This window comes from Streptomyces sp. BPTC-684 (genome assembly GCF_030028635.1).
GTDB lineage: Bacteria > Actinomycetota > Actinomycetes > Streptomycetales > Streptomycetaceae > Streptomyces > Streptomyces noboritoensis.
Genome location: NZ_CP124863.1, coordinates 5,865,584 through 5,878,958, shown reverse-complemented (window position 1 = coordinate 5,878,958; position 13,375 = coordinate 5,865,584). Strand labels below are relative to the sequence as shown.

Here is a 13,375-nt window from a genome sequence, read left to right as displayed (position 1 = left end):
CTCCCATGGGCAACCGGAGCCAGGGCGAACGCGACGCCGTCACCGTGGAGATCATGTACGCCGTGGTGACCGCCTCGCTGGCCGCCCTGCTCGCCTTCGGCGCGGTCGCCGGACCCGCGTTCTTCTTCGAACTGCGCCATCCCGCCCGGGGCTTACTGCTCCTGGCCGGGTCGGCCGCCGCCGTGCTCGCCTTCGTCAGCAGGACCGTGCACGTCCTGTGGCGCTTCTCGTACGCGGGCGACGACGGCCGCCGTCAGCCGAGCCAGCCGGGCCGCACCAGGCCCGACTCATAGGCCAGAACCACCAGTTGGGCCCGGTCGCGGGCGCCGAGCTTGACCATGGTGCGGCTGACGTGGGTCTTGGCGGTGAGCGGGCTGACGACCAGGCGGCGCGCGATCTCCTCGTTGGAGAGCCCGATCCCGACCAGGGCCATCACCTCCCGCTCCCGCTCGGTCAGTTGGCCCAGGCTCTCGGCCGTGGCCGGCTCCTTGGAGCGGGCGGCGAACTCGGCGATCAGCCGCCGGGTCACCCCGGGCGAGAGCAGCGCGTCCCCGTCCACCACGGCCCGTACCGCCCGCAGCAGCTCCTCCGGCTCGGTGTCCTTGACCAGGAACCCGGAGGCCCCGGCGCGGATCGCCTCGAAGACGTACTCGTCCAGCTCGAAGGTGGTCAGCATCACCACCTTCACACCGTCCAGCTCCCCGTCGCCGGTGATCCGGCGAGTGGCGGCGAGCCCGTCGAGGTGCGGCATGCGGATGTCCATCAGGACGACGTCGGGCCGCAGTTCGCGCACCAGGCGCACCGCCTCCTCGCCGTCGGCGGCCTCGCCCGCGACCTCGATGTCCGGCTGGGCGTCGAGCAGCGCCCGGAAACCGGCCCGTACGAGCAACTGGTCGTCGGCGAGCAGTACGCGGATCACGGGGTCTCCCTCGGTGCGGTGGGTGCGGTGCGGGTGAGCGGGAGCCGGGCGACCACCCGGAAGCCGCCGTCCGGGCGCGGGCCCGCCTCGATGGTGCCACCGAGCGCGGCGGCCCGCTCCCGCATGCCGATCAGGCCGTTCCCGCTGCCGCCCGCGTCCCCGGAACCGGCCGGTCCGTCGTCGTCCACCCTCAGTTCGAGCACGTCCAGCGCGTAGTCGAGCACCACGCGCGCGGTACGGGAGCCGGAGTGGCGCACCACGTTGGTGAGCGCCTCCTGGACGATGCGGAAGGCGGCGAGATCGGCCCCGGGCGGGAGCGCCCTGGGCGAGCCGGTCGTCGCCGTCCCGACGGTGAGCCCGGCCGCCGCGGCCTGCTCGACGAGTTCGGGCAGCCGGTCGAGGCCGGGCGCGGGCGAGCGGGGCGCGTCGCCCGGGGTGCGCAGGGTGTCGAGCACCTGGCGCACCTCGCCCAGCGCCTCCTTGCTGGCGGACTTGATGGTGGTCAGCGCGGTACGCGCCTGCTCCGGGTCGGAGTCGAGCAGCGCCAGGCCCACGCCCGCCTGGACGTTGATGACCGAGATGCTGTGCGCCAGCACGTCGTGCAGCTCGCGCGCGATCCGCAGCCGCTCCTCGTCGGCGCGCCGCCGGTCGGCGGCGGCCCGCTCGGCCCCCGCCCTGGCCCACTGCTCCCGGCGTACGCGGGTGAGCTCGGCGATCGCCACGATGGCCAGCACCCAGGCGGCGACGGCCAGTTCCTGCCCCCAGGGCGCGGCCCGGTCACCGCTCGGGGGCAGCCAGCGGTAGAGCCAGTGGGCGACGAGGACATGGCCGAGCCAGAGCATCCCGACCGCCGACCAGGCGGCCCGGCGGTGTCCGGCGACGATCGCCGCGAAGCAGCCGACGGCCACCGCGAGGAAGATCGGCCCGTACGGGTACCCGGCGCCGAGGTAGACCATGGCCGCGCCCGCCGAGCCGAACACGGCGAGCACCGGGTGGCGATGGCGCAGCAGCAGCACCGCGCAGCTCGCGACGAGCAGCAGCCGGGCGAAGGCGTCGAGGGAGGCGCGCTGGGTCTGGTCGTGCGCGGCGAAGGTGGAGCCGGCCACCACGAAGACGGTCAGCACGAGGGTCGACGCCCACGGCAGCCGCGAGCGCCCCCGGGGATCCACGCCGCCGCCCGCGCCCGGGGCCCACATCCGCGCCCAGGGCGGGAACGGCGGCGGCCCCTGCCGCGCCCAGGGGGGACCGTCGCCGCGGGCGGGGCGCGCCGAGTGCTGCTCTTCCATACCGGCCACGCTAGCCCCGGGCACGGCGCCCGGGCGTCAGCCCGGCGTGGTGATCACGACTACTCCCCGGGGAGTACCAGTCCCACCGAGGAGGCCAGCCCGGCGGCCGCGTGCGCGAAGAAGGCGTCCCGCTCCTCGACGACGCGGTGGAACTGGCCGAACAGCTCGAACGAGATCAGCCCGAAGAGCTGCGCCCACGCGGCGACCAGCGCGGGACCGGCCGCCGGCGGCAGCCCGGGCGCGAAGTCGGCGGCCATCCGCTCGGCCTCCGCGCGCAGCTCCGGGGCGATCCGGGGAACGGCGATGCCCCGGGCCTGGTGCGCCTCGCGCACGATCCCGATGAGCACGAGCCCGACGCGCGAGGCGGGGCCGACGGTGGCCTGGGGCGCGGTGTAGCCGGGCACGGGCGAGCCGTAGATCAGCGCGTACTCGTGCGGGTGGGCCAGCGCCCAGGCCCGTACGGCCCGGCAGACGGCGACCCAGCGCTCGGCGGGCGCGTCGGCGGGCGCGGCCTGCGCGAGCGCCCGCTCGGCGGCCTCGCCCACGGCGTCGTAGGCGTCCACGATCAGCGCGGTGAGCAGGTCGTCGCGGCTCGGGAAGTAGCGGTAGAGGGCGGAGGAGACCATGCCGAGCTCGCGGGCGACGGCGCGCAGCGACAGCTTCGCGGCGCCTTCGGCGGCGAGCTGCTTTCTCGCCTCGTCCTTGATGGCCGCGGTGATCTCGGTACGCGCGCGGGCTCGGGCGCCCTGAACGGTGCTCATGAGGCCATTCTGCCATCACCGAGAGCGGCGCCCCGGAACGAGAGCACTGATCCGGCCAGTGAGCCGTGAATAAATTCGAGAGCACTGCTCTTGCTTTGGAGCACCAGTCCCGTGCACACTGCTCTTAAGCGAGAGCAGTGCTCTCGAAACCGAAGTCACCACCCACAGGGAGTCCCGATGCCGTCGCAGCCGTACTACCTCCAGGGCAGCCGCTTCACCATCAAGATGAACAGCGTCATCGGCTGGCTCGCCCGCCACGGCCTCAGCCTGGCCGGCACCGCCGAGCTCTCGGTGCGCGGCCGCAAGAGCGGCAAGATGCAGCGCGTGCCGGTCAACCCGCACACGTACGAGGGCGCGCAGTACCTCATCTCGGCCCGCGGGCACTCGCAGTGGGTGCGCAACATGCGGGCGGCGGGCGGCGGTGAGCTGCGGGTCGGCCGCAAGGTCCGCGCCTTCACGGCCGTGGAGGTCCCGGACAGCGAGAAGACCGCCCTCCTGCGCACCTACCTGGAGCGCTGGGGGTGGGAGGTGAACCAGTACTTCAAGGGCGTCACCGCGAAGTCGAGCGACGACGAGCTGCTCGCCGCCGCGCCCGACCACCCGGTCTTCCGTATAACCATCGATGCCTGAGCAGTCCTGTGGAAGTCCAGTGCGGCACCGGGCGCCCCAGAGGGGCGCGGGGAACTGCGCGATCAGCCCCCACCGGCCCGCAGACGACGCACTCCACTCCCCGCGAAGCGCTAGCCGCGCCGGTCCACCGCGTCCAGGACCCGCCGCGCCATCGGGTGCGTGCGCACCATGCCCGCCAGGGTCGTCGAGCCTCGGGTGATGTCCGCGAAGGCCTTCCAGGCCGGGCGGAAGCCGGTGATCGCGGCGTGCAGCATCGTCGGGCGCTTCTCGAACAGGGCCAGCATCCGGCGGCCCACGCCCATCTCGACGCCGAGGCCCGCCTTGATGGCGAACGCGTAGTTCAGCGCCTGGCGGCGGGCGTCCACGGCGTCCTGGGACTCCGCGATCCGCACCGCCCACTCGCCCGCGAGCCGCCCCGAGCGCAGCGCGAACGAGATGCCCTCCCGGGTCCACGGCTCCAGCAGCCCCGCCGCGTCCCCGCACACCAGGACCCGGCCGCGGGACAGCGGCGAGTCGTCGCTGCGGCACCGGGTCAGATGCCCCGACGAGATCGCGGGCTCGAAGCCGGCCAGGCCGAGCCGGGCGATGAAGTCCTCCAGGTACCGCTTGGTCCCGGCGCCCTCGCCGCGCGCCGAGATCACCCCGACGGTGAGCGTGTCGCCCTTGGGGAAGACCCAGCCGTAACTGCCGGGGATCGGCCCCCAGTCGATGAGCACCCGGCCCGCCCAGTCCTCGGCGACCGTCGCGGGCACCGGGATCTCCGCCTCCAGGCCGAGGTCCACCTGGTCGAGCTTGACGCCGACATGGGCTCCTATCCGGCTCGCGCTGCCGTCGGCGCCGACCACCGCGCGCGCCAGGACGGTCTCGCCGCCGGCCAGGACCACCGCCACCGTACGCCGGTCGGGCACCGCCGAGCCGTGCTGCTCGACGCGCTGGACGGTCACTCCGGTGCGCAGCTCGGCGCCCGCCTTCTGGGCCGTCTCGACCAGCGCGGCGTCGAACTCCGCCCGGTTGATCAGGCCGAAGAGCGTCTGCCGGGAGCGGCGGGTGCGCGTCAGTTTTCCGTTGAGGGAGAAGGTGACCGCGTGCACCCGCTCCTTCAGGGGCAGTTCGAACCCGGGCGGCAGGGCGTCCCGCGACGGTCCGATGATGCCGCCGCCGCACGTCTTGTAGCGGGGCAGCTCGGCCTTCTCCAGGAGGAGCACCCGCCGGCCCGCGACCGCCGCCGCGTAGGCCGCCGAGGCCCCCGCGGGTCCGGCGCCGACCACGACGACATCCCACACCGACGAGGCCCCCGGCTCGTCGTGCTGCGTCCCGGCATCTGCGTTCTCGCTGCTCACGATGTGCTTCTGCTCCTGATCCGACCCGTGGTCAAGCTGACGACGGCATCCTACGGCGCGGTAGGGACCGCCCACCCTGTGGGAGGATCGGCCCTACCTTCGTCCTACATTCACGTGCACTTGCGTACACGTACATCAACGTCGCACCCACGAGGAGCGTGCCCATGACCGCGAATCCGATCGCCGAGACCGTCGCCTCCCTGATGCCCCGCGCACAGGCGGAGCTCACGGAACTGGTGGCGTTCCGTTCGGTGGCGGACGAGGCGGTGGCGCCGAGGAGCGAGTGCGAGGCGGCCGCGGAGTGGGTGGCCGGGGCGCTGCGCGCCGAGGGCTTCCAGGACGTGGCCCTCCTCGACACCCCCGACGGCTCCCAGTCGGTCTACGGCTTCCTGCCCGGCCCGGCGGACGCGCCCACCGTGCTGCTGTACGCGCACTACGACGTCCAGCCGATGCTGGACGAGTCCGCGTGGCTGAGCCCGCCGTTCGAGCTGACCGAGCGCGACGGCCGCTGGTACGGGCGCGGGGCCGCCGACTGCAAGGGCGGCTTCATCATGCACCTGCTTGCGCTGCGCGCCCTGAAGGCGAACGGCGGCGTCCCGGTCTCCGTGAAGGTGATCGTCGAGGGCTCCGAGGAGCAGGGCACCGGCGGTCTGGAGCGGTACGCCGAGGCGCACCCCGAGCTGCTGACGGCCGACGCGATCGTCATCGGGGACACGGGCAACTTCCGGGTCGGTCTGCCGACGGTCACCGCGACCCTGCGCGGCATGACGATGATCCGGGTGCGGATCGACACGCTCGAAGGCAACCTGCACTCGGGCCAGTTCGGCGGCGCGGCGCCCGACGCGCTGGCCGCGCTGATCCGCGTACTGGACTCGCTGCGGGACGAGAACGGGCAGACGGCCGTCGAGGGGCTGCCCGCCGACGCCTCGTGGGACGGGCTGCAGTACCCGGAGGGCGAGTTCCGCAAGGACGCCAGGGTCCTGGACGGGGTGGGGCTGCCCGGCACGGGCACGGTGGCCGACCGCATCTGGGCGCGTCCGGCCGTCACCGTGATCGGCATCGACTGCCACCCGGTGGCGGGCGCGACCCCGTCCGTCCCGGCGAGCGCGCGGGCGCAGATCAGCCTGCGGGTGCCGCCCGGCCAGGACGCGGCCGAGGCGACCAAGCTGCTGTTCGCCCACATCGAGAAGCACACCCCGTGGAACGCGCGGGTCTCCTTCGAGCAGGTCGGGCAGGGCCAGCCGTTCCGCGCGGACATCGCCAGCCCCGCGTACACCTCGATGGCCGAGGCGATGCGGATCGCGTACCCGGGCGAGGAGATGCAGTCCTCCGGCATGGGCGGCTCCATCCCGCTCTGCAACACCCTGGCCGCGCTCTACCCGCAGGCCGAGATCCTGCTGATCGGGCTGAGCGAGCCGGAGGCGCAGATCCACGCGGTGAACGAGAGCGTGTCGCCGCAGGAGCTGGAGCGGCTCTCGGTCGCGGAGGCGCACTTCCTGGTCAACTACGCGGCTTCCAAGCAGGCGTGACGAAACGTCACGCCCCCTCGGGGGCGTGACGGACCGCCTCACGCTCTGGGCGGAATCGCGCAGAGCGTAGATCCGTGCGGCGGACGCCACCGCCGCCGTACGTTCGCCGCATGGATCTCGTACGGGTCACGCCCGAACTGCACATGTTCCGCTTCCCGATCGGCCAGGCGTATCTGTGGCGCGACGGGGACGAGTTGACGCTGGTGGACGCGGGTGACGTGGACGCGGCCGCGCCCATCGAGAAGGCGATACGCGGCCTGGGTCTCGACCCGGCCGCCATCCGCCGGATCGTGATCACCCACGGCCACCGCGACCACTACGGCGCGGCCGGGGAGCTGGCCGGGCGGTACGGGGCCGAGGTGGTCGCCCACCGGCTCGACGCGCCGGTGATCCGGGGCGAGCGGCCGGTACCGGAGCCGGATCTGCTGGAGTGGGAACTTCCGCTGTACGAGCACGCGTTGACGGTGCCGGAGGCACCCCCGACGCGGGTCGACCGCGAGGTCGAGGACGGGGAGGTGCTCGACTTCGGCGGCGGCGCGGTGGTGGTCCACTCCCCCGGCCACACCGACGGCTCGATCGGCATCCATCTGCCGCGCCACGGCGTGCTCTTCACCGGCGACTGCGTGGCCGGGGTCGGCCAGGTGATGCTGGGCGTCTTCAACGTGGACCGGGCCCGCGCGCAGGCCTCCTTCCGCCGTCTCGCCGCGCTCGCCCCGTCGGTGGCGTGCTTCGGGCACGGGGACCCGCTGACGCGGAACGCGGCGAAGGTGCTGCGGGAGACGGCAGAACTGGGCTGACGGGCGGTCGGGCTGGACCGACGGGCCGCCGACGGAGCTGGACCACGCGCGGCGGCCTCAGCCCACCGGCACCCCCGCCTCCAGGTTGAGCACCGTCGACTTCTCCCGGGCCCGCAGCGCCCAGCGCAGCCGCTCGTAGCGGGCGGGCGGCAGCAGTCGGGACGCCTCCTCCTCGCCGACGAACCGCCAGTCGCGCAGTTCGGAGCCCGGCAGCAGGACCTGCCCGGCCCCGGCGCTGTCGAGCCGGCCGCCGTCGAAGAGCAGCCGAAGCCCGCCGTAGCCGGGCGGGGCGGGCGGCTCCCAGTCGACGACCAGGAGCCGGGGCACCCGGTCGAGCCGTATGCCTATCTCCTCCTCGACCTCGCGCATGCCCGCCCGGGCGGGCGCCTCGCCGCGCTCCACCACGCCGCCGGGGAACTCCCAGCCCGGCTTGTACGTCGGATCCACCAGGAGCACCCGGTCGCTCTCGTCGAAGAGCAGCACCCCGGCGGCGAGCGTCTCGGCGGTCGGCTCCGGGGTCTGGACGATCTCGCTGACGGGAGCGGCTCCGGTGCGTACGGCCTCGGCGATGCGCTCGGCGGTCTCGCGCGGGGTGAGGGCGCCGTTGTCGACGGTGTGGGCGTCCCCAGCCAGCCAGCCGAGGGCCGCCCGGTAGGGCCCGATGTGCTCGTACGCCCACTGGCGGCAGCGCTCGCCGGCCTCGGGGTCGTCGGGGACTTCGACACGGGCGGCGATCCGGGCGCGCAGGATCGTTTCCTCATGCGTCAGGAGCACATGCCGCACCGGTATACGGCGGGAGGCGAGGCCGCCGAAGATCTCGTCGCGGTACTCCTGCCGCAGCAGTGTCATGGGCACCACGAGCACCCCGCCGACCTCGGCCAGCAGCGCGGCCGCGCCGTCCACCACGAGCCGCCGCCACATCGGCAGGTCCTGGTAGTCGCCGACCTCGGCGAGCCGCTTCTGCGGCAGCAGGTACCGGAGCGCGCCGCCGATCACCTCGGGGTCGTACAAGGTGCTGTTCGGGATCAGGTCGACCAGTTCGCGCGCGGTGCTGGTCTTGCCCGCGCCGAACGCACCGTTGATCCAGACGATCACGGTTTCCCCCTCTTCCATAGCCCCCAGTGGATTGCCCGCAACAGAGTGCCACGGAAACCCCGGGGCGGAACCGGGCGTCCTGATCTTGCGCACAACTGTGGCGACCCTGTTGCACGTTGCCCGAGCCTTTCCGGCCGCGCGACGCGTCCTTCTCCATGAGCACCGGCCACGGGGGGCCGTAACGCATCCGATGGGAACATCGTTGTGCGAGTGCCGGAAGAGAGTGAGGGGGTGCGACGGATGCGTCGTACTGTGCTGGAGCGCTTTCCCGCGGGCGGCCCGCGCGGCAGCTGGCCCGCCGAGGAGTTCGCGCGCGACCGCCGCGACGAGGGCGTGCCGGCGGAGGTCGTGATGGACCTGGAGTCGGACGCGTTCCTGGTGGTGGTGCGTCAGTACACCCCGGAGACGGCGCGCTGACGCCCGCCCCCGGGTACCGACGGATCGGGGCTACCCCTTGCTCGACCCCAGCGTCAGCCCCGCGATGAAGTGCCTCTGGAGCAGCAGGAACACCAGCAGGGTCGGCAGGGCCACGATCACCGAGCCCGCCGCCAGCAGGTTGTAGTCGGTGAAGAACTGGCCGCGCAGGTTGTTGAGGGCCGAGGTGACCGGGAGTTTGTCGCCGTCGGACATGAAGACCAGGGCCCACAGGAAGTCGTTGTACATCCAGGTGAACTGGAGCGTGGCCAGGGCCGCCAGGGCCGGGCGGCACAGGGGCAGGGTGATGCGCCAGTACTGGGTCCACACGCCCGCGCCGTCGACGATCGCCGCCTCCAGGATCTCCTGCGGCAGGGTGCGCATGAAATTGGCCAGGACGAAGACGCAGAAGCCGATCTGGAAGCCGATCTGGACGACGATGACGGCCCAGTACGAGTCGAACATCGTCATCGAGTCGGACATCCAGTACGGCAGCGGGATGCGGTTGAACAGCACGTACAGCGGGGTGACGATGACCTGTTGGGGCAGCAGGTTCCCGGCCGTGAACAGCATCAGCAGCACGATGCCGCCGCGCAGCTTGAGGCGGGAGACCGCGAAGGCCACGAACGAGGCGAGGAAGAGCGTCACCAGTACGCCCGGCACCGCGATGATCAGCGTGTTGACGAAGTACTTCGTCATGCCGGAGTCGCTGAAGGCCTGTTTGTAGTAGTCGAAGGAGAGGTGCTTGGGGAGCGAGAAGTAGCCGTACTCGGCCGTCTCGTCGTACGGGCGCAGCGACGCGTAGACCGCGAGCAGCAGCGGTGCCAGGAAGGCCAGCGAGACGGCCATCAGGAAGGCGTGCACGCCCAGGCTGCCGGGGCGCACCCGGCGGCGCCGGGCCGGGGGCGGCGCGGGCGGGGCGGCGACGGGGGCGGCGGGTGCGGTGTCCACGGTCATCGGCTCTTCTCCCCTCGGATCTCCTGGACCAGGTACGTCACGACGAACCCGAGGGAGACGGTCAGCAGCACGACGGCGATGGCGGAGCCGAAGCCGATGCGGCTGGCCTCGCCGATGATGTTGTCGGTGACGAGCACGGAGAGCACTTCGAGGCCGTTGCGGCCGTGGTTGACCGCGTACACGATGTCGAAGGCCCGCAGCGACTCGATCACGGTGATCACGCCCACGATCACATTGACCGGGCGCAGGGTCGGCAGCACGACCCGGAAGAACGTCTGGGCCTCGCCCGCGCCGTCGATCGCCGCCGCTTCCTTGAGCGTGGGGTCCACGGCCTTCAGCCCGGCGAGGTAGAGGATCATCACATAGCCCGTGTGCCGCCAGGCCGCCGCCAGCAGGATCATCCAGATGTTGAGGTCCGGGTCGCCCAGCCAGTCGGTCGGGTTCTGCTTGTCGCCGACGAGCGCGTTCAGCGCGCCCTGGTCGCGGGAGAAGACCAGTTGGGCGATGAAGCCGACGACGGCGAGCGACAGCACGACCGGCATGTAGAGCGTCGACTGGTAGAAGCGGCTGAAGCGGACGCCCCGGTCGATCAGCACGGCGAGCAGCAGCCCGAACGGGACGGCGACGAGGCCGAGGAAGGCCAGCCACATCAGGTTGTGGCGGACCGCCGGCCAGAACGGCGGGTAGTTGGTGAAGATGTTGGTGTAGTTCTCCGTACCGACCCATTTGACGTCGCCGATCCCGTCCCAGCTGGTGAACGAGAGGACGACGGAGGCGAGGGTCGGGCCCCACACGATGGCGAGGTCGAGCAGGACGGGTATGCCCAGCAGCACGCCGAGGACGACGAGGTCGCGGGCGGTGAACCGCCGCGGTCCTCGTCGTCCGGCGCGCCGTGCGGAGATGAGCGCCACGGCTGAGTACTCCAAGTCGGTGCGGGGCGAGCCGGTCGGGACGGTCGCGTCGGACGGCCGCGTCAGTCCGCGGCGAAGATCGTCTTCCGCTGCCGCTCGATGTCGTTGACCAGCCCGTCCACGTCGTTCGGGTTGCCGATGAACTTCTGCAGTGCCGGGATCATCACGGTGGAGGAGAAGTCCGGCCGGGTGTCGCGGTCCATGAACTGCGAGATCTGCTTGGCGCCGGAGATCAGCTCCACGGACTTCTTCTGGAGCGCGCTGTACTTGGAGGTGTCCGCCCCGCTGTTGACCGCGATGTTGTTGGGGTCGCTGGCGAGGTAGATGTCCTCGGCCTTCGGGGTCGCGAGCCACTTCAGGAGGTCCTTGGCGCTCTCCATGTTCTTCGCGTTCTTCAGGTTCTTGGAGTTCTTGGCGAGCAGGAACCCGTCGATGGGCGCCTCGACCGCGTCCTGTCCGTGCTCCGGGTTGATGACGGGGAACGGGAAGAAGTCGATGTCGTCCTGCTCGGACACCGGGAACTGCTGTCCCGCGTGCGGCAGTCCGAACACCGCCATGCCCGTCTCCTTCTTCTGCACGCTCTGCGCGGCCTCCTGCCAGGTGCGGCCGTTGGCGCCCTTCTGGCAGTACGGAAGGATCCTGCGCCAGGTGTCGAAGACCTCCTTGACCCGCTTGTCCGTCCAGGCCTCCTTGCCCGCCATCAGATCGCGGTGGAAGTCGTAACCGTTGGTGCGCATGTTGATGTAGTCGAACGTGCCCATCACGGGCCAGCCGTCCTTGTCGCAGAACGCGATCGGTACGAGCTTGTCCTTCTGCATCTGCCTGGCGAGTGCGATGTACTCGTCGAGCGTCTTGGGCGCCTGGTACCCGTGCTCCTTGAAGACGCTTTTGCGGTGGAAGACCGCCCACGGGTAGTAGTAGTACGGCGTGAGGTACTGCTTGCCGTCCTCGCCCGTCGACTGCGCCTTCAGCGCCGGCGAGAAGCCCTGGAAGCCCTGCCACAGGTCGCTGATGTCGTGCAGCAGCCCCTTCTTGGCGAAGAACTGCATACGGTTCCCGGCGAACCACATGAAGACGTCGTCGGGCTTGCCCTGGAGATAGCGGTTGATGTTCTCCTGGAAGGTGTTGTGGTCGACGGTGTTGACCTTGACCGTGCGCCCTTCCTCGGACTGCTGCCCGTACGCCTTGAAGGCGTCCGCGAACGCCTTCTTCGGCACCGCGTCCGAGGAGTTGGAGCCCAGCCGGATCGTCTTGGCGTCGCCCCCGGGCCCGCTGTCGCAGGCGGAGAGCAGTGAGGGGAGGGTGACCGCCCCGGCGCCGAACGCGGCGCTCCGCAGGAGACCGCGTCGGGACATCCGATGTCCCGCCACGCTCCCGGGCACAGCAGGACCTTTGAACGATGACTGCGCCATGTCCCCCTCCTTCGGGGTGCAACCCAACACAACCGAACGCGTGGCTTGGATCACACCCCCAAGTGAGGGGGACGTCAAGGGTTTTGACGCGACTCCGGGTAACCGTTACCAGTTCTATTCCAACAGACTCCAACAAGCTCTACCGCAAACGCGCGTCGACGGATGGGCGGAAGTTGGGGCGCAGAATCGGTTTATCTGGTGTGGATCCGGAGGAAGGTGACGAGGGGTCACCTTCCCGCACGCACCGCCCGGCGAGGAGTCGTCGGAGCGCTGGCCGCGGCGGCCGCGGCGCCTACCAGGCCCGCGTCCGTGCCCATCAGGGCGGGGGCGACCTTGAGGCCCTGGACGAAGGAGAGCGTGGCGTAGTCGTGGAGGGCGCGGCGCAGCGGCGCGAACAGGACGTCGCCCGCTCCGGCCACTCCCCCGCCGATCACCGCGATCTCGATCTCCGCCAGGGTCGCGGTGGCCGCGATCCCCGCCGCGAGCGCCTGGGCGGCCCGCTCGAACGAGGCCAGCGCGACCGGGTGCCCGGCGCGGGCGGCGGCGGCCACGGCGGCGGCCGAGATGTCGCCGTCGGGCCCCGGCGTCCAGCCGCCCTCAAGCGCGCGGCGGGCGATGTTCGGCCCGCTGGCGATCCGCTCCACACAGCCGCGCGCCCCGCACGGACAGGGATCGCCGTCGAGGTCGACGCTGATGTGGCCGATGTGACCCGCGTTGCCGGTGGGGCCCGGGTGGAGGCGGCCGCCGAGGACGAGACCGCCGCCGACGCCGGTGGAGACGACCATGCACAGCGCGTTGTCGTAGCCGCGGGCCGCGCCCAGCCAGTGCTCGGCGGCGGTCATCGCCACCCCGTCGCCGACGAGCTCGACGGGGAGCCCGCCGGTCGCCGTCCGTACCCGCGCCACCAGCGGAAACCCGCGCCAGCCGGGGATGTTGACCGGGCTGACCGTCCCGTTGGAGGCATCGACCGGGCCCGCGCTGCCGATCCCGAGCGCCGTGACCCGCCCCCACAGCGCGGATCCGGCCAGCTCCGCGAGGACCTCGTCGACGGCTCGCGCCACCGTCTCGCCGTCCTCCCGCGCGGGGGTCGCCCGCTGGGTCCGTACGAGCAGTCGTCCTTCGGCGTCCACCAGCGCTCCGGCGATCTTGGTGCCGCCGATGTCGAGCGCGGCGACGAGGTCGGTCTGCATCGGTGTCGGATCTCCTGGTGGGCGAGGGTGCCAAGCCGGTCGGATGAACAGTCTCCATTCACCTGACAACGTTGTCCAGGGCCTATGCTCGACGCCACACCACGATCCACTCGGATCCGCCCCGGACACCCCGC

General features: G+C 71.7%; 14 protein-coding genes. 5 read left to right on the top strand and 9 right to left on the bottom strand.

The window, feature by feature from the left end; genetic code table 11:
• Positions 1-5: 5 nt before the first annotated feature.
• Positions 6-293, top strand: coding sequence for a DUF6332 family protein (locus QIY60_RS26175; RefSeq protein ID WP_283144628.1), 288 nt, complete (start codon positions 6-8; stop codon positions 291-293).
• Here the strand turns inward: QIY60_RS26175 and QIY60_RS26170 are convergent.
• The 3 genes from QIY60_RS26170 to QIY60_RS26160 form a co-directional block, all read right to left on the bottom strand.
• Complete coding sequence (locus QIY60_RS26170) at positions 254-919, bottom strand: response regulator transcription factor (RefSeq protein ID WP_283144627.1); 666 nt, start codon at positions 917-919, stop codon at positions 254-256. The genes QIY60_RS26175 and QIY60_RS26170 overlap by 40 nt on opposite strands.
• Positions 916-2,115: a sensor histidine kinase gene (locus tag QIY60_RS26165; protein WP_283146074.1), complete on the bottom strand. Its 1,200-nt coding sequence runs from the start codon at positions 2,113-2,115 to the stop codon at positions 916-918. Before QIY60_RS26165 ends, QIY60_RS26170 begins: the two co-directional genes overlap by 4 nt.
• Positions 2,116-2,264: 149 nt before the next feature.
• Entirely contained in the window at positions 2,265-2,966 is a 702-nt protein-coding gene (locus QIY60_RS26160; protein ID WP_283144626.1) for a TetR/AcrR family transcriptional regulator, read from the bottom strand.
• A 177-nt stretch (positions 2,967-3,143) separates the two neighbouring features.
• On the opposite strand from QIY60_RS26160, the gene QIY60_RS26155 reads away from it, so the two are divergent.
• Positions 3,144-3,596, top strand: coding sequence for a nitroreductase family deazaflavin-dependent oxidoreductase (locus tag QIY60_RS26155; protein ID WP_283144625.1), 453 nt, complete (start codon positions 3,144-3,146; stop codon positions 3,594-3,596).
• Between the two features lie 110 nt (positions 3,597-3,706).
• On the opposite strand, the gene QIY60_RS26150 is transcribed toward QIY60_RS26155, so the two are convergent.
• Positions 3,707-4,936 (bottom strand): geranylgeranyl reductase family protein, encoded by a 1,230-nt coding sequence (locus QIY60_RS26150; RefSeq protein WP_283144624.1) that lies wholly within the window; start codon positions 4,934-4,936, stop codon positions 3,707-3,709.
• Between the two features lie 164 nt (positions 4,937-5,100).
• On the opposite strand from QIY60_RS26150, the gene QIY60_RS26145 reads away from it, so the two are divergent.
• Both QIY60_RS26145 and QIY60_RS26140 read left to right on the top strand, forming a co-directional pair.
• Positions 5,101-6,465, top strand: a complete 1,365-nt coding sequence (locus tag QIY60_RS26145) for a dipeptidase (RefSeq protein WP_283144623.1) — start codon at positions 5,101-5,103, stop codon at positions 6,463-6,465.
• 110 nt (positions 6,466-6,575) lie between these two features.
• Positions 6,576-7,262 carry an MBL fold metallo-hydrolase gene (locus QIY60_RS26140; protein WP_283144622.1) on the top strand — a complete coding sequence of 229 codons (687 nt, stop codon included), beginning with the start codon at positions 6,576-6,578 and terminating at the stop codon, positions 7,260-7,262.
• Positions 7,263-7,319: 57 nt separating this feature from the next.
• On the opposite strand, the gene QIY60_RS26135 is transcribed toward QIY60_RS26140, so the two are convergent.
• Positions 7,320-8,357, bottom strand: a complete 1,038-nt coding sequence (locus tag QIY60_RS26135) for an NUDIX domain-containing protein (RefSeq protein WP_283146073.1) — start codon at positions 8,355-8,357, stop codon at positions 7,320-7,322.
• A 240-nt stretch (positions 8,358-8,597) separates the two neighbouring features.
• On the opposite strand from QIY60_RS26135, the gene QIY60_RS26130 reads away from it, so the two are divergent.
• Entirely contained in the window at positions 8,598-8,774 is a 177-nt protein-coding gene (locus QIY60_RS26130; RefSeq protein WP_283144621.1) for a hypothetical protein, read from the top strand.
• A gap of 30 nt (positions 8,775-8,804) precedes the next feature.
• Here QIY60_RS26130 and QIY60_RS26125 read toward each other — a convergent pair whose 3' ends face one another.
• From QIY60_RS26125 to QIY60_RS26110, 4 genes are all read right to left on the bottom strand, one after another.
• Positions 8,805-9,728, bottom strand: a complete 924-nt coding sequence (locus QIY60_RS26125) for a carbohydrate ABC transporter permease (RefSeq protein WP_283144620.1) — start codon at positions 9,726-9,728, stop codon at positions 8,805-8,807.
• Positions 9,725-10,639: a sugar ABC transporter permease gene (locus tag QIY60_RS26120; RefSeq protein ID WP_283144619.1), complete on the bottom strand. Its 915-nt coding sequence runs from the start codon at positions 10,637-10,639 to the stop codon at positions 9,725-9,727. Before QIY60_RS26120 ends, QIY60_RS26125 begins: the two co-directional genes overlap by 4 nt.
• Positions 10,640-10,701: 62 nt before the next feature.
• The gene (locus tag QIY60_RS26115) at positions 10,702-11,994 is read right to left on the bottom strand and encodes an ABC transporter substrate-binding protein (RefSeq protein ID WP_283144618.1); all 1,293 of its coding nucleotides are present in this window, start codon (positions 11,992-11,994) and stop codon (positions 10,702-10,704) included.
• A gap of 284 nt (positions 11,995-12,278) precedes the next feature.
• Entirely contained in the window at positions 12,279-13,241 is a 963-nt protein-coding gene (locus tag QIY60_RS26110) for an ROK family protein (protein WP_283144617.1), read from the bottom strand.
• Between the last annotated feature and the right edge of the window lie 134 nt (positions 13,242-13,375).

Bases quoted from the DNA above. Each gene is read 5' to 3' on its own strand.
- QIY60_RS26175 (WP_283144628.1), top strand. From the start codon at position 6: ATGGGCAACCGGAGCCAGGGCGAACGCGACGCCGTCACCGTGGAGATC.
- QIY60_RS26165 (WP_283146074.1), bottom strand. From the start codon at position 2,115: ATGTGGGCCCCGGGCGCGGGCGGCGGCGTGGATCCCCGGGGGCGCTCG.
- QIY60_RS26160 (WP_283144626.1), bottom strand. From the start codon at position 2,966: ATGAGCACCGTTCAGGGCGCCCGAGCCCGCGCGCGTACCGAGATCACC.
- QIY60_RS26155 (WP_283144625.1), top strand. From the start codon at position 3,144: ATGCCGTCGCAGCCGTACTACCTCCAGGGCAGCCGCTTCACCATCAAG.
- QIY60_RS26145 (WP_283144623.1), top strand. From the start codon at position 5,101: ATGACCGCGAATCCGATCGCCGAGACCGTCGCCTCCCTGATGCCCCGC.
- QIY60_RS26140 (WP_283144622.1), top strand. From the start codon at position 6,576: ATGGATCTCGTACGGGTCACGCCCGAACTGCACATGTTCCGCTTCCCG.
- QIY60_RS26130 (WP_283144621.1), top strand. From the start codon at position 8,598: ATGCGTCGTACTGTGCTGGAGCGCTTTCCCGCGGGCGGCCCGCGCGGC.
- QIY60_RS26125 (WP_283144620.1), bottom strand. From the start codon at position 9,728: ATGACCGTGGACACCGCACCCGCCGCCCCCGTCGCCGCCCCGCCCGCG.
- QIY60_RS26115 (WP_283144618.1), bottom strand. From the start codon at position 11,994: ATGTCCCGACGCGGTCTCCTGCGGAGCGCCGCGTTCGGCGCCGGGGCG.
- QIY60_RS26110 (WP_283144617.1), bottom strand. From the start codon at position 13,241: ATGCAGACCGACCTCGTCGCCGCGCTCGACATCGGCGGCACCAAGATC.